Raw genomic sequence first — 20,277 nt, 5'->3', positions numbered from 1 at the left:
AACCGGTGATCTCGTTACTGAGCAAGCAGGTCGCTTGGTTATTCAGGGCCGCTTGAAAAATCAGCTGATCACCAGCTTTGGGCGCAATATCAGTGCCGAGTGGCCAGAGTCGTTATTGCTTAGCCACAGCCAGGTACAACAAGCGGTGGTGATTGGCGAAGGTCAGGCATTTTTAGCCGCGCTTATCTATGCAAACGAAGCGATGAATGACGCTGAACTTGCCGCCCATATTAGTGCACAAAACGCGCAACTACCCGAATACGCACAGATCAGAAAGTGGCATCGAATGACAGAGCCTATGAGCCACACGCAAGGTTTATTAACCAGCAATAATCGCCCTAAACGCGATGTTATTAATCAATTTTTTGCTAAAGAAATTTCAGCACTTTACCAAGAGGCGACCAGCATGAGTCAATTTTTCAATACATTACAAGCCGAAACACAGAAAGAACGTGACTACCTTTTAGCTGCGCCGATTATTAGCCGCGTTTTTAAAGGTGAAGTAAGCCTGAGTGAATATGCATCGTTCTTAACGCAAGCTTATCACCATGTTAAACACACCGTGCCACTGCTAATGGCAGTTGGTGCAAAGCTGAGCGATAAACAAGAGTGGCTGCGCGAAGCTGTTGCAGAATACATCGAAGAAGAGTTAGGCCACCAAGAATGGGTGCTAAACGATATTGCAGCCTGTGGTTTTGATAAAGAGTTAGTGCGTCATTCTCGTCCACAGTTTTCGACCGAGTTAATGGTGTCGTACGCCTACGATGCAATTAATCGCGGTAACCCATTGGCATTCTTTGGCATGGTTCATGTGCTTGAAGGCACTTCGATTGCATTAGCCGATAATGCAGCAGGGCAAATCCGTGAGGTTGTAGGTTTACCTAAAAAGGCGTTTACCTACCTTACTTCGCACGGTGCACTGGATATTGAGCATGTGAAGTTTTTCGAAAACCTCATGAACAAAATTGATAACGAGGACGACCAGCAAGCCATCATTCACGCCGCAAAATGTTTTTATAAATTGTACGGCAATATTTTCCGTGACCTCGATTCAGAACCTTTCTTTAGCGAGGCTGACTTGGAGCAAAGCGCATGAGTAGCCCAGTTTGTGTGCTAACCGGTGCAACAGGGGGCATTGGCCGTGCTATTGCCCTTCGCCTTGCAAAAGAAGGTTGGCGTTTATTACTCGTTGGTCGAAATGTGAAGCAACTTGCTGCACTGCAATTGGAATGTGGCAATGATGCTGAGTATTTTCAGGCCGACCTTAGTAACAGTGAATCTCGCGATGACCTAGCTAAGTTTGCTCAGCAGATTGGCGGGGCAACGTTACTAATCAATAACGCAGGCGTTAATGTAATGCAGGGGTTTAGTGAAATTAGCGAACAGCAAATTGATCATCTGTTAAATATTAACCTACATGTGCCTATTAAATTGTGTCAGCTGTTTTTACCACAAGTGACCCGCAATAAAGGCACGATTGTCAATATTGGTTCATCGTTTGGCAGCATTGGTTATCCGTATCAAACCTTGTATTGCGCAAGCAAGTTTGGCCTAAGAGGGATGACCGAAGCCCTTGCCAGAGAGCTCAGCCACAGCGATGTGAAAGTATTGTATTTAGCGCCTCGTGCCACCGATACCGCGATTAATTCGCCGCAAGTACGCGTGATGAACAAAGAGCTGGGTAACACCATGGATCCGCCAGAAAAAGTGGCTGATGCATTAATAGATTTAATTAAATCAAAAAAACGTCGTCGTTTTATTGGTTTTCCAGAAACATTATTTGCCCGTATTAACGGCGCATTTCCATCACTCGTTGATAACGCAATAGCAAAACAACTTCCTAAAATTAAAAGTTTTTTTGCCAACTAAATTGATCAAGGTGAATGATTATGACTAAACTAAATTTAAAAGCCCTAATGATGTTAGGTGTTATCATGGCTGCGCCTGCAAAAGCCGACTTTAATAGCGATTTAAGTTCGGTGCAAAAGCAGTGGGCAGTGGTTAATTACGAATTAGTTGACGATGCGCAGTTAGATGCATTCGAAAAGTTAGCGAGCGAAACCGCAGAGTTTAGCAAAGCCAACGACCAGCAAGCAGCCAGCCATATTTGGTACGGTATTGTGTTATCGAGCTATGCAGGTGCAAAAGGGGGCTTAGGCGCGCTAGGTCTTGCAAAAGATGCGAAAGCACAATTTGAAAAAGCGCTAAGCCTAGATCCAAAAGCGCTTGATGGCTCGGCATACACAAGCCTTGCAACCTTATACGGTAAAGTACCAGGTTGGCCTATTGGTTTTGGTGATGACGATGAAGCGAAAAAACTGTTTAAGCAAGCGCTTGAGCTAAACCCGCGTGGTATCGATAGCAACTATTTATATGCGTCATTCCTATATGACGAGCGCAAGTATAAATCAGCTAGAGAGTTTTTATTAGTTGCACAGCAAGCGCCAGCGCGCCCTGAAAGACCCAAAGCAGATCTTTACCGCCAACAAGAAATTACTAAACTATTGGCTAAGGTAGAGAAAAAAATAAAGAGATAAGCTATGCATTTATTGCTCGTTGAAGACGACCATTTAGTGGCAGAAGGCCTGTGTCGTTCTTTACGTCAACAAGGATACAGTGTTGAACATAGTTCGACCGTTAAGTCAGCGATGCAATGGCTGCAAAATGATGAAATTGAGCTGGTAGTTCTTGATTTAGGACTACCAGACGGTGATGGTATCGACATTTTAAAACACATCAAAAAGCATCGTAAAAACCTGCCCGTGGTGATTTTAACTGCTCGGGGCAGTATTGATGATAAAGTCATGGGGCTTGATTTAGGTGCTGATGACTACCTAGCAAAGCCCTTTGATCCCGCTGAGCTGTTTGCCCGTCTTCGGGTTGCCAGCAGGCGTGTGACCCAAGCACAAACCAGCACTTTAAAAGTTGGTGATGTTGAAATGGACACCGCCGCTTTTACCGTGAGCTTTCAAGGTGAGCCAGTAAACTTGCCGCGCAAAGAGTTTATGCTCCTTAAAGCCTTGCTAGAAAACCAAGGTCGCGTGCAATCAAAACAGCAGTTAGAAAGTAAACTGTACGAATGGGGCGAAGAGGTGGGGTCTAATACCATCGAAGTACACATTCATCACTTGCGTAAAAAATTCCCAAAAGAGTTTATTAAAACCTTGCGCGGCATTGGTTATGTGGTGGGTAAACGCTAGTGTCAATTCGTAAAAGGCTGACTCTACTTATATTGTCTATGGTGATCTTAACCTGCTTTTTGGCATTTACTAAAGGTTACCGTGAAAGTATGAATCAGGCTGAAGCACTGCTCGATAACGAGCTGGTAACGCTGGCACATGTGTTAATCGAGCAGCCACTCAGTAAAGAAACCCCAGCTTATACCAGTGATTTACCGCAGTTATTGTTTCAAGTTTGGGTTGATGATAGCTTGGCCTCAAGCTCAAAATCATTGCAGCAAAATCTTAGTAATCAAAGTCAGTGGCAAACCGGGTTTAGTGTTGAGAACTTGGCTGGGCAACGAGTCAAAGTGTATCGCTTAAGCGAAGGCAATAAGCGAGTGCTTATTGCAGAGCCTTTGAGCAAACGTGTGGCACTAACCGAAACCGTGATTTTGTCGGCCATGACGCCGCTGTTATGGAGTGTGCCTATCCTTGCCCTTCTTATTAGTGTATTTGTAAAACAAGGGCTTGCACCACTAACACGGTTATCAAATCAACTCAAACATCGTCAAGCAAATGACTTTACAGCTATTCCTTGGCAAACCCCAGAGCAAGAAATAAAACCCGTAATTAGCCGCTTAAATGATCTATTCAAACGGGTTGAAAGTGCCTATTTACGAGAGCGCTTTTTTGCCTCTGATGCGGCCCACGAACTGCGTACTCCGCTCAGTAGTTTAAAAATCAATGTGCATAATTTAGTGGCTCAAGGTGTTGAGAGTGTTGAGCTTGATGCAATGGAAAAAGGCGTTGATAAACTAAGCAATATCGTTGAACAAATGCTGATTTTGGGGCGTACCTATCCAGAGCAATGGCAAGCGCAATTTAGCCCTGTGTCGGTGTTAGAAATTAGCCAGCAAGTTGCCTCTCAACTTTATGATCGTATTGACGAAAAAGAGCACACAATTAGCATTGATGGCGATGATTTTATCATCGCCGGTGACGAATTCACCTTAGTTACTTTGTTTGGCAATTTACTGAGTAACGCCATAAAATATACCCCAGCTGCGGGAGAGATTTGTATTACTCTGAAAACCGAAAACAATCGTTTTATCTGGCAAATAGATGACTCGGGCCCCGGTATTGATGAAGCTCAAAAACAGCGCATTTTTAACCGTTTTTACCGTGTGGGTGGCGATAAACATCCCTCTGGTGAACAAGGAGCCGGGCTTGGTATGGCCATTGTTGAACATATAGTGTCAATTTATAACGCTGATATTGCTTTAGCAGATAGTCACCTTGGTGGCTTGCGGGTGAGTGTCTCTTTTATGCAAGGAGATGTCAGTGAATAAATGGATTTTGGCAATTTCTATGTTGTTACTATATATGTCGTCTTGGCTTGCCTATGCCAAAGAGTACAAGCTGATTTTAAAAGATCACTTGTTTTACCCCGCTGAAATAAAAGTACCTGCTAATAAAAAACTGCGGCTTTTGATCGAAAACCAAGATGACACGCCAGAAGAGTTCGATAGCTTTGACTTAAACCGTGAAAAAGTACTCTACCCAGGTCGTACGAGTGTCATTTATATCGGACCGCTCAGCCCTGGGCGTTATGACTTTTTTGGTGAATTTTCGCCTAATACAGCCAGAGGAACTGTCGTGGCTACGGAGGTGAATGATGCTGATAACTAGTTTATTAATGAGCATTAATCAGCTTTTGCCTGTGGTGATTTTAGCCGTGCTTTTGAGTTTAATTGTGCCTTTAAGTCAGCGCCAACTGAGTATTTATGCAGTGATTGGTACGCTACTAAGCTTAGTGTTTGTGCAAGGCGCTGCTTGGCTGAGTCAGTTATTTGATCACAGAGGCTTAGAGTTTATTCAAATGCTACTGTGTATTGTCATCTTTATCGCTGCATTAATTAGCTGTCAGCAACGAAGCATAGCGGCTGCGCTGGCCTTGATTGCAACCATGACGTTGTATTTAAGCCATTATATGATTTATTTAGTCAGTTTTTGGCACAGTAAAGATACTGCTGAGCCATTGATATTGGGTACATCTCTAGGTGTGGGCATTTGTATTAGCTTTGGCGTTTTGTTGTTCTTTTTGCTTGAGAGTATTGCTAAGCGCGTAGGCGAGCAGCCATTGGTTGTGTTGCTTGCCTTAAATGCAACAGCAAAGCTATTGATATTTATTGATTTAGCAAGTCAGATCGATTTACTCGATGTGACCTCAAATTATTTAGATTGGCGTGGGTTTTTAATTGAAAACTCAGAGCTTGGGCGCGTATTAAAAGCCTTAGTGGGCTACGAAGCTACGCCGAGTAAAACCGCGCTATGGGTGTATATCATTGCTACGTTGGGGTTTATCGCTTTAGCCAACGTTTTAAAAATTAAAAAGACCAAGGAGCCAGTATGCGGTTCTTAATAGTTAGTTTAAGTTGCTTGTTTTTATTAAGTATTAGCCAAGTTGCTCAGGCTGATGGCATGGTAGTTGATAAAGTGTATCACCCTTACGTATTGCCTTTTGAGCGCGAAGTTGAGTGGCGTTTGGTATCCAGACAAACTAATAGCGGCAATGTGCTTGCACAGCGTGCAGGCTTAGGCGGCGCAATTAACGACACCATGAGCCTTGAGGGCTACTTAGTTGGCGAGCGCGATGATAACGGTGATTTTGGTTTATCTTCATATGAGGTGGAGTTACGTTGGCAATTGGTTGAGCAAGGTCGTTTATGGGCCGATTGGGGAGCATTATTTGAGCTTGAAAAACAGCATACACTCGATGCTTACGAAGCGACGACAGGTTTTTTATGGGAAAAAGAGTTTGGCCGTACAAGCCTGACTATGAACGCATTTTTAGTGTATGAATGGGGGGCTGATATTGAAAACGAGTGGGAAAGTGAGTTTCGCTTACAGTATCGTTATCGCTATCGTTCGGCTTTTCAACCATCGATCGAAATATACGCGGGTGAGGACTTTATTGGAGTAGGTCCTGGCTTTACTGGCTTACACAGATTTAGCCCTAAACGCCAGTTAAAATGGGAAGCAGGTTTTATTAGTGAGCTTAGCCAATCAGGCAAAGATCATAGCTTTCGCTTGGCTTTAGAGTTTGAATTTTAATGTCGATAGTGTTTGACTTATCAAACTAACTCTATATAGTGGGCACCAGCTAGAAAGAAAGCGTGTAATTAATAAATCTTTATTTCGTTGTTGTATAAGTAATACTTGTAGTACCGTCCTGAAGTTTTTAAGTACCATCTCATTTTTTGCTACACCCGCCCACTAGGGCATGTTTAATTTTTTATATCAGGAATAATACTATGTCTAACATCGTATCAGGTACAGTTAAGTGGTTTAACGAATCTAAAGGTTTTGGTTTCATCGAGCAAGAAAATGGTCCAGACGTTTTCGCTCACTTCAGCGCTATCAAAAGCGAAGGTTTCAAAACTTTAGCTGAAGGCCAACGTGTAGAGTTCACTCTTTCACAAGGTCAAAAAGGTCCTCAAGCGGATAACATCACTCCGTTATAATTTTTACTTTTAGTAAAAGTTAAGAAGAAGCAAGCTACGGCTTGCTTTTTTTATGCCTAAAAATTGACTGAGCTAGTGAATATTTCTATATTTAATGCAGCTATGTCATTAGAGTGTATTAATTATCTTAAAATATTTGTTGTTAGCATGCCTAAGCTTTGCACCTGTAGTATTGGCAAAAGATAGTGTCACCATCTACACCGAGCAATTTCCGCCGTATAACTTCTCAAATAAAGGGCATTTAGAAGGCATTAATCTAAAGTTTGTTAAAGCAATGTGCGTTGATGCAAACATTGAATGCCAATTCGAGCTCTTACCTTGGTCTAGGGCATATCACTTAGCTCAGCAAAAGCCGCTGTCAGGTCTGGTTTCTACAGCACGTATTCCCGACCGTGAAGAGTTATTCAAGTGGGTTGGTCCAATGGCTTCCTCTCGTAACTTTTTTTATCGCTTGCAATCAAATGACCGCATTAATCCCATCGACTTATCGCAAGTGAAAGATCATAGCCTGTGCGTAGTAAGAGATAGTATTTACGAAAAGTTTGTAGAAAGCATTGGCTTTGAAGGTGATAAAAATCTTCTTAAAGTGAGTCACTATTACGAGTGTATTAATTTATTTTTCAAAAATAAAATAGAGCTCATTATTGGCTCAGAGCTGTCGTTTAAATACCAATTAATGCAGTATGGTCACCAAGGTAGAGAAGTGGTTAAGTTGGTTGAGTTGCCACTTAATGGCACGGTTGGTAACTTTCTAGCGTTAAATAAGGCCTTACCCGAAGAGCTTGTAAGCCGATTACAGGCAAGTTATGACAAGCTCAGTAAACAAGGGTTATTAGAGACTTATATTGAGCAATATAAGGCGAATTAAGGTCGCTGCGCGAGCATCATCACTGCATTGTATCTTGGTGTCATAACCACCTCATTAAACGCAGCCTTTAAGGCATCGACATAACGTTGGTCGGTATTAATATTTGCGGCAAGATAGCCTTTCATGGTTAAAAAGTCGATTGCATGAGCAAAGCTGAAACGAGTTTCATCCAGCGCTAATTGCTCAGCCATAGCCGCAATATAGTTCTTATCATCAATGATTAAATCAACCTTGCCCGACATCAATAGTTGATACGACTTATTGATATCAGAGGTATATACCACAGTATAACCACGCTCTGTTAAGCGCTGCGCCGCTAAATCATGACGCTGAACCGCTATCTTATATTGTTTTGCTTGCTCGTTTGCTGTGATGTTTATATCGCTGCGAGAGCTCAACTTCACAAAGCCCATTTGGTAGGTTGCCACTTCACCAATCCAATGAAAGTGTTTTTCGCGTTCAGCAGTTTTCGCCATACTATAAATAAAGATATTCGGTTTCTTCAGTGCCATATTGTAAGCACGGGCCCAAGGGTAAAGCTCTATATTCGCGTTCAAATTAGCTTTAGCAAAAATTGCTTTCACAAGCTCGGTGCTCTCACCGGCAACTTGGTTATTGATTAGAGTTTGATTCGGTGGCGACAGTTCAGTCACAACGGTTAGGGTCGGCTTACTCAGTGCTGGCCAACTAAAGAAAAGAATTAGCAAATAAAGTCGTAAATAGTTCATTTATGTACTTAAAAGGACTTAGTAATTAAATCTTAGCACATAAAACGATAAAAGGGCCTTGCGGCCCTTGGTGAAGTATCGTTCAAGTCAGATAGACCTTTAACCCCTTAAAGTTCTATCCTATTGTTTTGCAACTACGGCTCATCTCATTAAGTTTCTAAGCTAGCGAGAGGAAAAAACCTGCAATTGCTGCACTCATGAGGTTAGCCATAGATCCTGCTAACACTGCTCTGAGCCCTAAGCGTGCGATATCCTTTCGCCGACTAGGCGCCATACCGCCTAATCCACCTAGTAAAATTGCTATCGATGATAAGTTAGCAAACCCACATAACGCGAATGTGACAATCGCTTGTGTGTGCGCACTTAACGTATCGCGATAATTAATAAAGTCGAGGTAAGCAACAAATTCGTTAACTACAACCTTCTGACCTATAAAACTGCCTGCGATTACTGCTTCGTTCCACGGTACACCTAATAACCATGCAACTGGAGCGAATACGTAACCTAAAATTTCTTGTAGCGTTAATGTTGGATGATCAAACCAACCACCAATACCGCCTAATAACCCATTTAGAAGTGCAATAAGTGCTACGAAAGCCAGTAACATCGCACCTACGTTAAGTGCTAGTTGCATCCCGTTTGCGGCACCTGATGCGGCTGCATCAATTACGTTAACCGGTTTTTCTTCTTGTACGTCTAAATCAGCTAAATCTTCTTTCGGTGTTTCGGTCTCTGGCACAATCATTTTTGCCATTAAGAAACCACCTGGTGCCGCCATAAAGCTGGCTGCAATTAAGTATTTAAGCTCTACACCAATTGTTACGTAACCTGCCATAACAGAACCGGCTACAGTAGCAAGGCCACCAACCATTACCGCAAATAGCTCTGACTTAGTCATGCTGGCGATAAATGGTTTAACAATCAATGGTGCTTCTGTTTGGCCAACGAAAATATTGGCGGTCGCAGAAAGCGATTCAGGGCGCGAGGTTTTCAATAGCTTTTGTAAGCCACCGCCTAGAATCTTGATTATCCAATCCATCACCCCGATGTGATACAACACAGCAACGAGTGCTGAGAAGAACACGATAACGGGCAATACTTGTATCGCAAAAATAAACCCTAGGGTATCTTGCGATGCCAGTGAGCCAAATAAGAAGCTAATCCCGTCATTGGCATAACCAATAACTGATGAGACTCCTCGAGACATACTTGCCAGTACGTTTTTGCCCACTTCGAAGAACAAGACAAAGCCACCAATTAACACTTGAAGTAAAAAGGCGATGCCGACAGTTCTTAAATTAATTGCTTTACGGTTCGTAGAAGCCGCAAAAGCAATGCCTAGTAGCACAACAATGCCTACTAAGCTCATAAATGTTGTCATACTGACTATTTCCCGTTGTTATTGTTGCAGTAAATATTTTATTTTACTTTTAATTATATCAATGGCAACGCGATTCATACCGCCGCGTGTGACTACGAGATCAGCTTTGTGCTTTGATGGCTCAATAAACTGATAAAACATAGGTCGCACTGTCGCTTGATATTGATCAACAACGGACTGTAATGTTCTGCCACGCTGCTCCATATCTCGTTGCATACGGCGCATAAGGCAGATATCTAACGGTGTATCAATGAACACCTTAATATCAAATTCTTTTCGAAGTGCCGGATCACTCAATAGCAAAATACCTTCAACGATAAGTACTTTTGCAGGTGCAACTCGACGCGTTTCATCGCTACGGGTATGCATTGCATAGTCATAAGTTGGTACGTCTACTGATTTTCCAGCGCGCAATTGAAGTAAGTGCTCATGCAAAAGCTCATGCTCGAAAGCATCAGGATGGTCGTAATTGGTTTGCGTTCGATGGTCAAACGGCAAATGCGACTGGTCTTTGTAATAAGCATCTTCTTCGATCACTGCGATCGCGCCCGGTTCAAGCTCATTGACTAATTCGTTATAAATTGTCTTGCTAAAAAGAGACTTGCCCGACGCAGATGCGCCAGCAATAGCTATAATTGTTCGTGTCACTAAAGTTCTCGCCCACACAGAAGGAAACATTGTTAGGTAGATCACAATAGCAAAAAAGACACGATTAATCTCTTTTGCTTCGCTTAGAGATGCAAATTTATAATGTTTCTGTTTTATGAAACAGGACTTATGTCCTGTACCAAAAATTCGAAGAGCATATAAAGTATTCACATATTGATAACGAGGTACCCATGGCAAGAGCACTCATCTTAATGGCAGATAGCCTAGGAATTGGCGCAGCACCTGACGCAGAGAAGTTTGGTGATGTAGGCGCAAATACCTTTGCTCATTTACTTAAAGCCTATGCAGAAGAAACAGGTGAGCACTTATCGCTACCTAATCTTACCCGTTTAGGTTTAGCTGATGCATGCGAAGCCGCAGGTAAAGAACCTTGTTTAGTTAGTGACCGCCAAGCACCTATTGGCGCATGGGGTTACGCTAAAGAGTTATCTAGTGGTAAAGACACGCCTTCAGGGCACTGGGAAATGGCCGGTGTACCTGTGTTATTTGATTGGGGTTACTTCCCTAATACACAGCCGTGTTTTCCACAAGAATTTGTTGATGAGCTAATTGCTCGCGCAGGTATTCCTGGCATTTTAGGTAACTGTTATGCCTCAGGAACAACCATTTTAGAACAGCTAGGTGAAGAACATATGCAAACCGGTATGCCGATTTGCTACACCTCAGTTGATAGCGTGTTTCAAATAGCCGCGCACGAAGAATCATTTGGACTGGAGAAACTTTATCAGGTTTGCGAAATCGCACGGGCGCTGCTTGATGAAATGAACATAGGAAGAGTGATTGCGCGGCCATTTTTGGGTTCGAGCCGTGACGATTTTGCCCGCACAGGCAATCGTCGTGACTATTCGGTGCTGCCACCGTCGCCAACCTTGCTTGATAAATTATCGCAAGACGGCGGTGAAGTGATCAGTATTGGTAAAATTGCCGATATCTATGCGCACCAAGGCATCACCCAAAAACACAAAGCGCCAGGGCTAATGAACTTGCTTGAGAAAACCTCAGAAGTAATTGCAAGCGCACCTGACCATAGTTTGATTTTTACAAACTTAGTTGATTTTGATGAAAAGTACGGTCATCGCCGTAATGCAGTTGGCTATGCTAAAGCATTAAAAGAGTTTGATGATTACCTACCGACTATTTTAAATCAGCTAAATAGTGATGATGTATTAATTATCACAGCCGATCACGGATGTGATCCAACAGCAGCAGGCACTGACCATACACGTGAATACGTGCCAGTACTTGCATACCAACCGGGCATGACAAACACCCCGCTTGGAGAACGAGCTAGTTTTGCAGACATAGGTCAAACCCTTGCCCAGTGGTTTAATCTTCCTGCACTTGAATACGGTGATAGTTTTAACGACAAGCTATTAGCGAACAAAAAAGGAAACCAATAATGAGTACTCCTCATATCAGCGCCAATGTAGGCGAATTTGCAGAAACGGTATTAATGCCGGGTGATCCGCTTCGCGCTCAATACATTGCTGAAAACTTTTTAGATGACGCAAAACAAGTAACAGGCGTTCGTAATATGTATGGTTTTACCGGTACCTACAAAGGTAAGCCAGTGAGTATTATGGGTTCTGGGATGGGTATTCCATCAATGTCAATTTATGCCCGTGAATTGATAGTTAGTTACGGCGTTAAAAATCTAATTCGTATTGGTACCTGTGGCGGTATTGGTAGTGATATCAAAATTCGTGACGTTATCTTTGCACAAGGTGCAAGCACAGATTCAAACGTAAACCGTGCGCGTGTACGTGGTTACGACTTTGCCGCAATTGCTGATTTCGGTTTACTACTTAACGGCGTAAACGCAGCAAAAGAATTAGGCATTGAAGCGAAAGTAGGTAATGTATTTACAACAGATACATTCTACCAAGCAGATAACACATTCTATCAAGAATTAGACAAGCTAGGCGTACTTGCTGTTGATATGGAAACTGCTGGCATGTACGGCGTAGCCGCTGAATACGGCGCAAAAGCGATGGCACTATTTACTGTAAGTGACCACGTAATCACTGGTGAAGCAACACCAAGTGAAGAGCGTCAAAGCACCTTTAACGAAATGGTTAAAATTGCTTTAGAATCAATTTAAATAAGTTCCTTGGTAACGTATTCACTGAAATTTGGAAACACGCCCAAAGTGAAGTGAGACTAACCTCAAAGCCGCATTTATGCGGCTTTTTTTATAGCTACAAGTTTACCTGCGTAAAATCCTGCCCGCATCTCGCAACCGCCCCTTAAAACTTGAAAATTCAACCAATTGTTGCCACTTTTAATAGAGGAACAACAATTGAGGATGTGTATGTCTAATTGGGTTGAAGCTAAGGTAAAAGACGTTAAATGGTGGACCGACTCATTATTTAGCTTAATCGTTAATGCCGATGTTGAGCCATTCACGGCGGGGCAGTTTACAAAGCTTGCGATGCAAGTGGGTGATAAACGTGTAGCTCGTGCATATTCTTATGTGAATGCGCCGAACAATCCCGACCTCGAGTTTTATCTTATTAATGTCAAAGACGGTCAACTTTCTCAGCAACTCGCACAATTAAAGCCGGGTGACTCTGTGACAATAGAGCGCCGCGCGACAGGCTTTTTTACCCTTGATGAAGTACCAAGCAGTGAGCAGCTCTATATGCTGAGTACAGGTACTGCGCTTGGGCCTTTTATTTCAATATTAGAGCAGGGAGAAGTGTGGCAAAAGTTTGAGCATGTTCATTTAGTGCATGGAGTTCGTCTTAACGAGGACTTAAGTTATCAAGAGCGTATTAAAGCGCTACAGCAGCAGTACCCAAATCTTTGCTATTCGCCGGTAGTCAGCCGAGAGTCAGCCACTATCGGTTTTAATGGCCGGATCACAGACGTAATTAAAGATCATCGTTTATTTGATGTAATAGGGCACCCAACTGTACCTGATACCGCACAGTTTATGATTTGCGGTAACCCACAAATGGTAAAAGATACTACGGCAATTTTGTTAGAGCTTGGTTTTAGCCGCAACAGACGCCGTGAACCAGGGCAGATCACAGTAGAGCAATATTGGTAAAAAACTATGCCAAACAGCTAGAATTTGCTACCTTAGCGCCTCAAATCAGGAATGATGCATTTAGGAAAAGTATGAAACCGTTATTTTTTGCAATCAGTTTATTACTCTCTTGGCAGTCAATTGCAAGTGACGAAACCACCGAACAAACCCAACCTCAAACGAGCAATGAACAAAAAGCCGAAAAGAAGGACGTACCTAGCTTAGAGTTTATTGAAGAAAAGCCAGCTACAGAGCAAAAATCAGCGTCTGAAACTGAAAAAGCGACTGTAGAAGCCGCTCAAGTAGAAGAAAAAGCTGAAGAAGCTGCGAAGGCAAGGAGTGAAACAACCACAAGCAGCGACGAACAAAAAGCGACAGCCGCAGCCTTAAAAGCGGTTGCAGAAGTTGATGATAGCAAAGTACTCGGTACACAAACCCCTGCACCTGCAGAGCAACCAAAAACAGTTGCCGAAAAACAGCAAGCCGTTGCAGAAGCAGAAAAAGCCGTTAACCAAGCTAAAGAAGCACTAACAGCGAAGCAGCAAGAAAAAGCACGTCAGTCACGTGAATCGATGGCGGTGATTGAACAGCTGATTGCAGCTTATAATGCTCGTAACATTGATGCTTTTATTAAGATGTACGATGAAAACGTTGAGTTTTATACATTCCCGAATGAGTTGATGTTCACCGGTAAAGAAAAACTCATTGCACGATATGGCATCATGTTTAAAAAGCTAAAGTGCATTAAATCATCGCCAATTAAACGCATTGTACTTGGCAACATCGTGATTGATCACGAACTGTCTGAAACCTGTACACAAGACCCTAAAGTCGTCGACAAACGCTCTGAGTTCGTCACCAGCTATAAAATAGAGAATGGCAAAATAACCAAAGTGTTATTCTTCCGTTAGAAAAAAGAGCAGCCCAGCTGCTCTTTTTTTATGGGTGAAAGTTAGTGGGTTCAAGTTAGCGAGAGTAAAGTTAGCGAGAGTAAAGTCAGCGAGAGTAAAGGTACGAGTAACGAGATGCGAGATGCGAGATATGAGGTAGCAGCGATTTTACATCGCGTCCTAGCGCCTAGGACCTAGAACCCAGAACTCGCCTATGACGCGGGATAAACCGGCTGCTACATGTAGGCGTGAAACTTGTTTCGCGCGTCTGATCGCTGAAGGCTTCTATATGTTGGGTGTCGCTCCGCTCGACCCAACCTACCTGGAAAGTGAATAGGTCGAATGCTGAGAAGAACACTCGACCTAAATAACCCCACAGATCGGCTGAAATCTAATATCTGACCTCTAAAGACTAGAAACCAGCGATTTCAAATCGCGTCCTAGCGCCTAGAGCCTAAACCCTAGCGCCTAGAGCCTAAACCCTAGAGCCTAGAACCTAAACCCTAGAGCCTAGAACCTAAACCCTAGCGCCTAGCACCCAGAGCTCGCCTATGACGCGGGATAAACCCGCTGCTACATGGGTTTCGGCTAAGCCGTTTCGTTTAGCAACGAATTAAAGCTGTCGTTGTCGTGTAGGCTGGCAAACGCGCTTTCGTGTAATAGCTCGTTACGTAGATTAGGAGAATACTCAAGGGCCATACGAATATCAGCCATTGCATCGGCGTGTTTGTGAAGTAATGCATATGCACAAGCACGTTGCCAGTATGCGTAGCCGTAGTCGCTATCAATTTCTAATGCTTGATTACAAAGCTCGATAGCTTCACCTGTTTCGTTAATTTCTAACAGAGCATCTGCTTTGTAGGCAATGGCTTCTACGTCTTCTGGTTTACGTTTTAAGATCTCGTCAAAAATCTCAATCTTGTTCGCAACATCGCTTTCTAAATTGGCACGCATCCATAAAGAATGAACTTCATTGGTGATTGAGATCTTTTGTTGGTTTAATAAGATCTCTTCAGATCGCTCACGTAGCTTTTCTTCAAGTACTTTTAGGCGCTCTTCGTATTCTTGTGTGATCGCACTAACACGTGAGTTTACTATGTCTTCTACTTTGTTTTTCACATCACGCAGTGAATTCCAACCGACTAAAACCAAAATTGAAGCTGTAATCGTAATAATGAAAAACACATTATTAATGGTGTCGGTTGTATAAGTTAATGCACGGTCGGCAGTATCTAGTTGCGTATGAGCAACTTGTTTTGTTACATCTTCGCGCAGTTTTTGTTGGTCTTGGCGCACAGCTTTTAATTCATCAAGAATATAGCGCTCTAACAATGGCTTATACATAGGTTCTTGAAGCTTATCGAGAGCTTGTTGTTGCTCTGCTTCGGTTAATGCAGGGCGGTTTTCTGGCTCATTTTGAGCTGCTGCAAATGTACTAAAGCTCATTAAAAAAGTGATTAAAATTAAGGTATAACGCATGACATATTAATTTTTAGTGATTTCTGAGGTAACTGTAACATGCGTGAGCATTGTGGACTAGGCAAAAAAAAGCCAGCTCGGGGGAGAGCTGGCCAAACTGCTTAAACAACATAAAGTCGTAAGGGGTATCAACAGGAGTTAGGTACAATATACCCATTTTAATCTGAACAACTACTTAATACTTAATGAGTTTTTAAAAACTTATATTCGTTCTGTCAGAATCACAATGTTCGTCTAGACTTAAGAAGTCGTAAAACTAAAAGGTGAGAGTATGCGCCAACAACTAGTCCAACTGCTGTATGGAGTATCAATTTCTTCTGATCTTGATAGTGGCAATGTTGAATTAGCTGAACGCTTAATTCTGAATGCTGTACTTGATGGCCTAGAAATTGGCCGAGCAGGGATCTGGCTGTTAAATGAAGAAAACACCGCAATTGAATGCCGGTTATTACTTGATAGAGAAAATGGCAAAGAAATCCAAATGTTAGTGCTCCCTCGTGATGCATATCCTGCCTATTTCAAAGCACTCGACACCCAACGTACGATTACCGCCGAAGATGCTCATACCGACCCTGCTACGTATGAATTTAGCGAAAGTTACTTAACACCTCTTAACATAGGTGCAATGCTCGATGCGCCAATTCGTTATAAAGGAAAAATGATTGGTATATTTTGCTGTGAGCACATAGGTGGAACAAGGCAATGGACAGAAGACGAATGTTCATTCATCGGTGCTTTGGCTGATCTTTATGGCAGAGCCTTGTCTGCACAAGAAAACGAACGCATCAATGCAGAACTTGAGCGTGCCAATCAACATCTAGAACAACGTGTTGCAGAACGAACGCGTACGCTTGAAAAAACTTTATCTGAGCTGACCGCGATGCAAGAAAAGCTCATTGAAGCCGAAAAAATGGCTTCACTAGGTAACCTTGTTGCGGGGATTGCTCATGAGGTTAATACGCCGATTGGCATAGCTGTCACAGCAAATAGCTCAGCAAAAGATAAGCTAAACACACTTAATAAACACATAGATTCAAATACCTTAACAAAAGCGACCTTACTTGAAGGCATGAATCATTTAAACGAATGTATCAAAATATCGTTTACCAACCTTGAGCGGGCTGCAAAACTGATTAGTGACTTTAAACAAACGGCGGTTGATCAATCATCGCTTAATTTACTCGAAACCAATATTAAAGATTACTTTGAAAATATCTTACATAGCTTAATGCCACTTACACGTAGTCATAATGTTGAAGTAAACATTAACTGTGTTGATGACTTTTCGCTAATAACCGTTCCGGGGGCGCTCAGCCAAATATTCTTAAATCTTGTAAATAACAGCTGTGTACACGGGTTTGTTGGCCGTGAGCAAAACCGCATAGATATCGCTGTAAGCATCGATAACGACACCAATAGCTACACCATAACCTATCAAGACAATGGTCATGGCATGACCGAAGATGTGATTTACAAGGTGTTTGAGCCATTTTTCACTACCAAGCGAGGCAATGGCGGCAGTGGTTTAGGTATGTCGATAGTTTATAACCTTGCAACGCAAGCGCTGCAAGGCGAAGTGAGCATCGATAGCAAACCTGATAACGGCGTTACTGTCACCTTCAAATTGCCGCAAAAGCTCACATAACTAATTAATATTTATACAAGTTGTTGGCTAAATAATCTGGTGACTGGGTAATAAAATTAAAAATTAATCAGTTTGCTTAGCAAGGCAAGAAATATCAGTGCATTCGTTGTCTTGGCAAAATTGTTTAATACGTTTTTTAGAATATAAATAATTAATGCTCAATGGTGTGATTAACAGCGCTAGCCAAAACAACACCGAGCTTCTAAAGGTTAGCCCCACAAGCGATGCGACTACCAGCCCTGTTAACATCAAGATAGGTAAATTGGCGATAAAAAAGTTAATGCTTAGTTGTCTAGCAACGTCAGGATTAATGGTTTTCATAAGGGCTACTCGCTGTTTAAAAATACCCTTATAAAATGGACGGTTTTATAAAATGAATCAAATCAGATTTTTCTATCGGTGCAATCGATTTAAAACTATGTTCTGGATCTAGCTTTATTAAAGTACAACTCCTATAGTTTTAAACAGCAGGAACTTATTCGCTATTAGTTATTCATAACTATTAGAAAATCTCTCTTTATGACGAAAGGGATAAAAGCGCATTTTAGCATTTCGTCATATTTTTAGCTTATGAGGAGCACATAATGAGTAATGGAAAAACGGGCCAGTGCCCGGTAATGCATGGTAGTAACACTGTCACCGCTCAATCAAATATCGACTGGTGGCCAAACGCGCTCAATTTCGACATTCTTCATCAACACGACAGCAAAACGAATCCTTACGGCAAAGACTTTAATTACGCAGAAGCATTCAAATCTCTTGACCTTGAAGCCGTTAAAACCGATTTAAAAAACCTAATGACCGAAAGCCAAGAGTGGTGGCCAGCTGACTGGGGCCATTACGGTGGTTTAATGATCCGTATGGCATGGCACTCAGCGGGTTCATACCGTTTAGAAGATGGCCGTGGTGGCGGTGGTACAGGTAACCAACGCTTTGCGCCATTAAATTCATGGCCAGATAACGCTAACTTAGACAAAGCACGTCGCTTACTTTGGCCAATCAAAAAGAAATACGGTAATAAGCTTTCTTGGGCAGATTTAATGATCTTAGCCGGTAATATGGCATATGAATCAATGGGTTTAAAAACCTTTGGCTTTGCCGGTGGCCGCGAAGATATTTGGCACCCAGAAAAAGACGTTTACTGGGGCGCTGAAAAAGAATGGTTAGCACCTAGTGATGAGCGCTATTCAAATGTAGCTAAACCAGACACCATGGAAAACCCATTAGCAGCGGTACAAATGGGCTTAATTTATGTAAACCCAGAAGGGGTGAATGGCAACCCTGATCCGCTTAAAACGGCTGAACAAGTTCGCGAAACATTTGCCCGTATGGCAATGGATGACGAAGAAACTGCAGCGCTTACAGTCGGTGGCCACACTGTGGGTAAAACCCATGGTAATGGTAGCGAAGAAAACGTAGGCCCTGAGCCAGAAGCAGCTGATGTATTTGAGCAAGGCCTTGGCTGGAACAACCACAACTCACGCGGTATTGGTCGCGATACCATGACGTCGGGCATCGAAGGCGCATGGACAACTCACCCAACTAAGTGGGATAACGGCTATTGCTACTTACTGCTTAACTACGAGTGGGAACTTAAGAAGAGCCCTGCAGGTGCGTGGCAGTGGGAACCAATCGATATTAAAGAAGAAGACAAGCCAGTTGATGTAGAAGATCCATCAATTCGTTTAAATCCTATTATGACCGACGCCGATATGGCGATGAAGATGGACCCAACCTATCGTAAGATTATCGAGCGTTTTAACGATGATTTTGAATACTTTAGTGATGTGTTTGCACGTGCATGGTTCAAACTGACGCACCGTGACTTAGGTCCTAAATCACGTTATTTAGGTGCCGATGTACCAAGCGAAGATCTGATCTGGCAAGATCCGATCCCAGCGGTGGATTACACCTTATCAGACAGCGAAATTAGCGAACTTAAAACCAAGCTACTTAACTGTGGTGTAAGCCAAGCTGACTTAATCGCAACAGCATGGGATAGCGCCCGCACTTACCGTGGCTCAGACCATCGCGGTGGTGCAAATGGCGCACGTATTCGCCTAGCACCGCAAAAAGATTGGCAAGGTAATGAACCAGAGCGTTTAGCTAAAGTATTAAGCGCACTCGAGTCAGTACAAGCGGGTTTAAGCAAACCAGTAAGCCTCGCTGATTTAATTGTTCTGGGTGGTTCAGCTGCGGTTGAACAAGCTGCAAAAGCGGCGGGTGTTGATATAACCGTGCCATTTGCGCCGGGTCGTGGTGATGCCACAGACGAGATGACAGATGCAGACTCGTTCGACGTACTTGAGCCAATTCACGATGGATTCCGTAACTGGTTGAAGAAAGACTATGCGGTTTCAGCAGAAGAGCTAATGTTAGAGCGTACGCAATTAATGGGCTTAACAGCACCAGAAATGACCGCCCTTGTTGGTGGTATGCGTGTACTAGGCATTAATCATGGCGGCTCTAAGCATGGCGTGTTTACAGATAATGTAGGCACACTTAGCACAGACTTTTTTGTAAATCTAACTGACATGGCTTACACATGGAAGCCAACAAGCAATGGTCTTTACGATATTGTTGAGCGCAACACAGGTGCAACTAAATGGACAGCAACGCGTGTTGATTTAGTGTTTGGTTCAAACTCAATCCTACGCTCATACGCAGAGTTTTACGCACAAGACGACAACAACGAACGTTTTGTAAAAGACTTTGTCGACGCATGGGTGAAAGTAATGAATGCCGACCGTTTCGACATTTAATTTAAAATTCCGTTAAGTACAAAGGCCACACAGTTAAACTGTGTGGCCTTTTTTATTTAGAGAAGTTAGCGAGTTACAAGGGGAAAGGGGAAAGTTACGAGGGGAAAGAGTAAAGTTACGAGGGGAAAGGGGAAAGTTA

The 20,277-nt window shown here is 42.7% G+C and carries 21 protein-coding genes; 16 read left to right on the top strand and 5 right to left on the bottom strand.

Going from position 1 to position 20,277, the window contains the following annotated elements; all coding sequences use genetic code 11:
• The first annotated feature begins 406 nt into the window (after nucleotides 1–406).
• The 10 genes from EXT43_RS20780 (at nucleotide 407) to EXT43_RS16415 (ending at nucleotide 7,553) form a co-directional block, all read left to right on the top strand.
• The gene (locus EXT43_RS20780) at nucleotides 407–1,096 is read left to right on the top strand and encodes an iron-containing redox enzyme family protein (RefSeq protein ID WP_205990968.1); all 690 of its coding nucleotides are present in this window, start codon (nucleotides 407–409) and stop codon (nucleotides 1,094–1,096) included.
• Nucleotides 1,093–1,869, top strand: a complete 777-nt coding sequence (locus EXT43_RS16455) for an SDR family oxidoreductase (protein ID WP_130167462.1) — start codon at nucleotides 1,093–1,095, stop codon at nucleotides 1,867–1,869. The genes EXT43_RS20780 and EXT43_RS16455 overlap by 4 nt, the downstream gene beginning before the upstream one ends.
• 20 nt (nucleotides 1,870–1,889) lie before the next feature.
• Nucleotides 1,890–2,537: a hypothetical protein gene (locus EXT43_RS16450; RefSeq protein WP_062565412.1), complete on the top strand. Its 648-nt coding sequence runs from the start codon at nucleotides 1,890–1,892 to the stop codon at nucleotides 2,535–2,537.
• Between the two features lie 3 nt (nucleotides 2,538–2,540).
• A complete protein-coding gene (locus tag EXT43_RS16445; protein WP_063528423.1) occupies nucleotides 2,541–3,200 on the top strand; it encodes a response regulator transcription factor in 660 nt (219 codons plus the stop codon).
• Nucleotides 3,200–4,510, top strand: coding sequence for an ATP-binding protein (locus tag EXT43_RS16440; protein ID WP_130167461.1), 1,311 nt, complete (start codon nucleotides 3,200–3,202; stop codon nucleotides 4,508–4,510). The genes EXT43_RS16445 and EXT43_RS16440 overlap by 1 nt, the downstream gene beginning before the upstream one ends.
• A 13-nt stretch (nucleotides 4,511–4,523) precedes the next feature.
• Entirely contained in the window at nucleotides 4,524–4,850 is a 327-nt protein-coding gene (locus tag EXT43_RS16435; protein WP_341860358.1) for a cupredoxin domain-containing protein, read from the top strand.
• Nucleotides 4,834–5,583: an iron transporter gene (locus EXT43_RS16430; protein WP_240701524.1), complete on the top strand. Its 750-nt coding sequence runs from the start codon at nucleotides 4,834–4,836 to the stop codon at nucleotides 5,581–5,583. Before EXT43_RS16435 ends, EXT43_RS16430 begins: the two co-directional genes overlap by 17 nt.
• Nucleotides 5,571–6,275: a hypothetical protein gene (locus EXT43_RS16425; RefSeq protein WP_130167460.1), complete on the top strand. Its 705-nt coding sequence runs from the start codon at nucleotides 5,571–5,573 to the stop codon at nucleotides 6,273–6,275. Before EXT43_RS16430 ends, EXT43_RS16425 begins: the two co-directional genes overlap by 13 nt.
• 200 nt (nucleotides 6,276–6,475) lie before the next feature.
• Nucleotides 6,476–6,685, top strand: a complete 210-nt coding sequence (locus EXT43_RS16420) for a cold-shock protein (RefSeq protein WP_004587186.1) — start codon at nucleotides 6,476–6,478, stop codon at nucleotides 6,683–6,685.
• Between the two features lie 172 nt (nucleotides 6,686–6,857).
• A complete protein-coding gene (locus EXT43_RS16415; protein ID WP_240701523.1) occupies nucleotides 6,858–7,553 on the top strand; it encodes a transporter substrate-binding domain-containing protein in 696 nt (231 codons plus the stop codon).
• On the opposite strand, the gene EXT43_RS16410 is transcribed toward EXT43_RS16415, so the two are convergent.
• The 3 genes from EXT43_RS16410 to udk form a co-directional block, all read right to left on the bottom strand.
• Complete coding sequence (locus EXT43_RS16410; RefSeq protein WP_063528419.1) at nucleotides 7,550–8,281, bottom strand: transporter substrate-binding domain-containing protein; 732 nt, start codon at nucleotides 8,279–8,281, stop codon at nucleotides 7,550–7,552. The genes EXT43_RS16415 and EXT43_RS16410 overlap by 4 nt on opposite strands.
• Nucleotides 8,282–8,438: 157 nt before the next feature.
• Nucleotides 8,439–9,662, bottom strand: a complete 1,224-nt coding sequence (locus EXT43_RS16405; RefSeq protein WP_054563193.1) for a NupC/NupG family nucleoside CNT transporter — start codon at nucleotides 9,660–9,662, stop codon at nucleotides 8,439–8,441.
• 18 nt (nucleotides 9,663–9,680) lie between these two features.
• The gene (gene udk, locus EXT43_RS16400; protein ID WP_054553619.1) at nucleotides 9,681–10,310 is read right to left on the bottom strand and encodes a uridine kinase; all 630 of its coding nucleotides are present in this window, start codon (nucleotides 10,308–10,310) and stop codon (nucleotides 9,681–9,683) included.
• Between the two features lie 191 nt (nucleotides 10,311–10,501).
• Between udk and EXT43_RS16395 the strand changes: the two genes are divergently transcribed.
• From EXT43_RS16395 to EXT43_RS16380, 4 genes are all read left to right on the top strand, one after another.
• Nucleotides 10,502–11,731 carry a phosphopentomutase gene (locus EXT43_RS16395; RefSeq protein WP_063528418.1) on the top strand — a complete coding sequence of 410 codons (1,230 nt, stop codon included), beginning with the start codon at nucleotides 10,502–10,504 and terminating at the stop codon, nucleotides 11,729–11,731.
• Nucleotides 11,731–12,432 (top strand): purine-nucleoside phosphorylase, encoded by a 702-nt coding sequence (deoD, locus tag EXT43_RS16390; protein WP_036972525.1) that lies wholly within the window; start codon nucleotides 11,731–11,733, stop codon nucleotides 12,430–12,432. Before EXT43_RS16395 ends, deoD begins: the two co-directional genes overlap by 1 nt.
• 210 nt (nucleotides 12,433–12,642) lie before the next feature.
• Nucleotides 12,643–13,383, top strand: a complete 741-nt coding sequence (locus EXT43_RS16385; protein WP_063529507.1) for a ferredoxin--NADP reductase — start codon at nucleotides 12,643–12,645, stop codon at nucleotides 13,381–13,383.
• Nucleotides 13,384–13,454: 71 nt separating this feature from the next.
• On the top strand, nucleotides 13,455–14,273 hold the full coding sequence (locus EXT43_RS16380) for a nuclear transport factor 2 family protein (RefSeq protein ID WP_130167458.1): 819 nt from the start codon (nucleotides 13,455–13,457) through the stop codon (nucleotides 14,271–14,273).
• 567 nt (nucleotides 14,274–14,840) lie between these two features.
• On the opposite strand, the gene EXT43_RS16375 is transcribed toward EXT43_RS16380, so the two are convergent.
• Entirely contained in the window at nucleotides 14,841–15,731 is an 891-nt protein-coding gene (locus tag EXT43_RS16375; protein WP_058584434.1) for a tetratricopeptide repeat protein, read from the bottom strand.
• Between the two features lie 271 nt (nucleotides 15,732–16,002).
• On the opposite strand from EXT43_RS16375, the gene EXT43_RS16370 reads away from it, so the two are divergent.
• Nucleotides 16,003–17,376 carry a GAF domain-containing sensor histidine kinase gene (locus tag EXT43_RS16370; protein WP_130167457.1) on the top strand — a complete coding sequence of 458 codons (1,374 nt, stop codon included), beginning with the start codon at nucleotides 16,003–16,005 and terminating at the stop codon, nucleotides 17,374–17,376.
• A 63-nt stretch (nucleotides 17,377–17,439) separates the two neighbouring features.
• Here the strand turns inward: EXT43_RS16370 and EXT43_RS16365 are convergent, their stop codons facing one another.
• Nucleotides 17,440–17,697 carry a hypothetical protein gene (locus EXT43_RS16365; protein WP_058584436.1) on the bottom strand — a complete coding sequence of 86 codons (258 nt, stop codon included), beginning with the start codon at nucleotides 17,695–17,697 and terminating at the stop codon, nucleotides 17,440–17,442.
• Between the two features lie 263 nt (nucleotides 17,698–17,960).
• Here EXT43_RS16365 and katG point away from each other — a divergent pair, with 263 nt between their 5' ends.
• Nucleotides 17,961–20,138 (top strand): catalase/peroxidase HPI, encoded by a 2,178-nt coding sequence (katG, locus tag EXT43_RS16360; RefSeq protein ID WP_130167456.1) that lies wholly within the window; start codon nucleotides 17,961–17,963, stop codon nucleotides 20,136–20,138.
• Nucleotides 20,139–20,277 lie beyond the last annotated feature (139 nt).

The sequence above is a fragment of the Pseudoalteromonas sp. CO109Y genome (assembly GCF_004208935.1).
Lineage (GTDB): Bacteria > Pseudomonadota > Gammaproteobacteria > Enterobacterales > Alteromonadaceae > Pseudoalteromonas > Pseudoalteromonas shioyasakiensis.
Note: the sequence above shows the minus strand (reverse complement) of the source record. Positions and strands in the feature narration are given on the sequence as shown.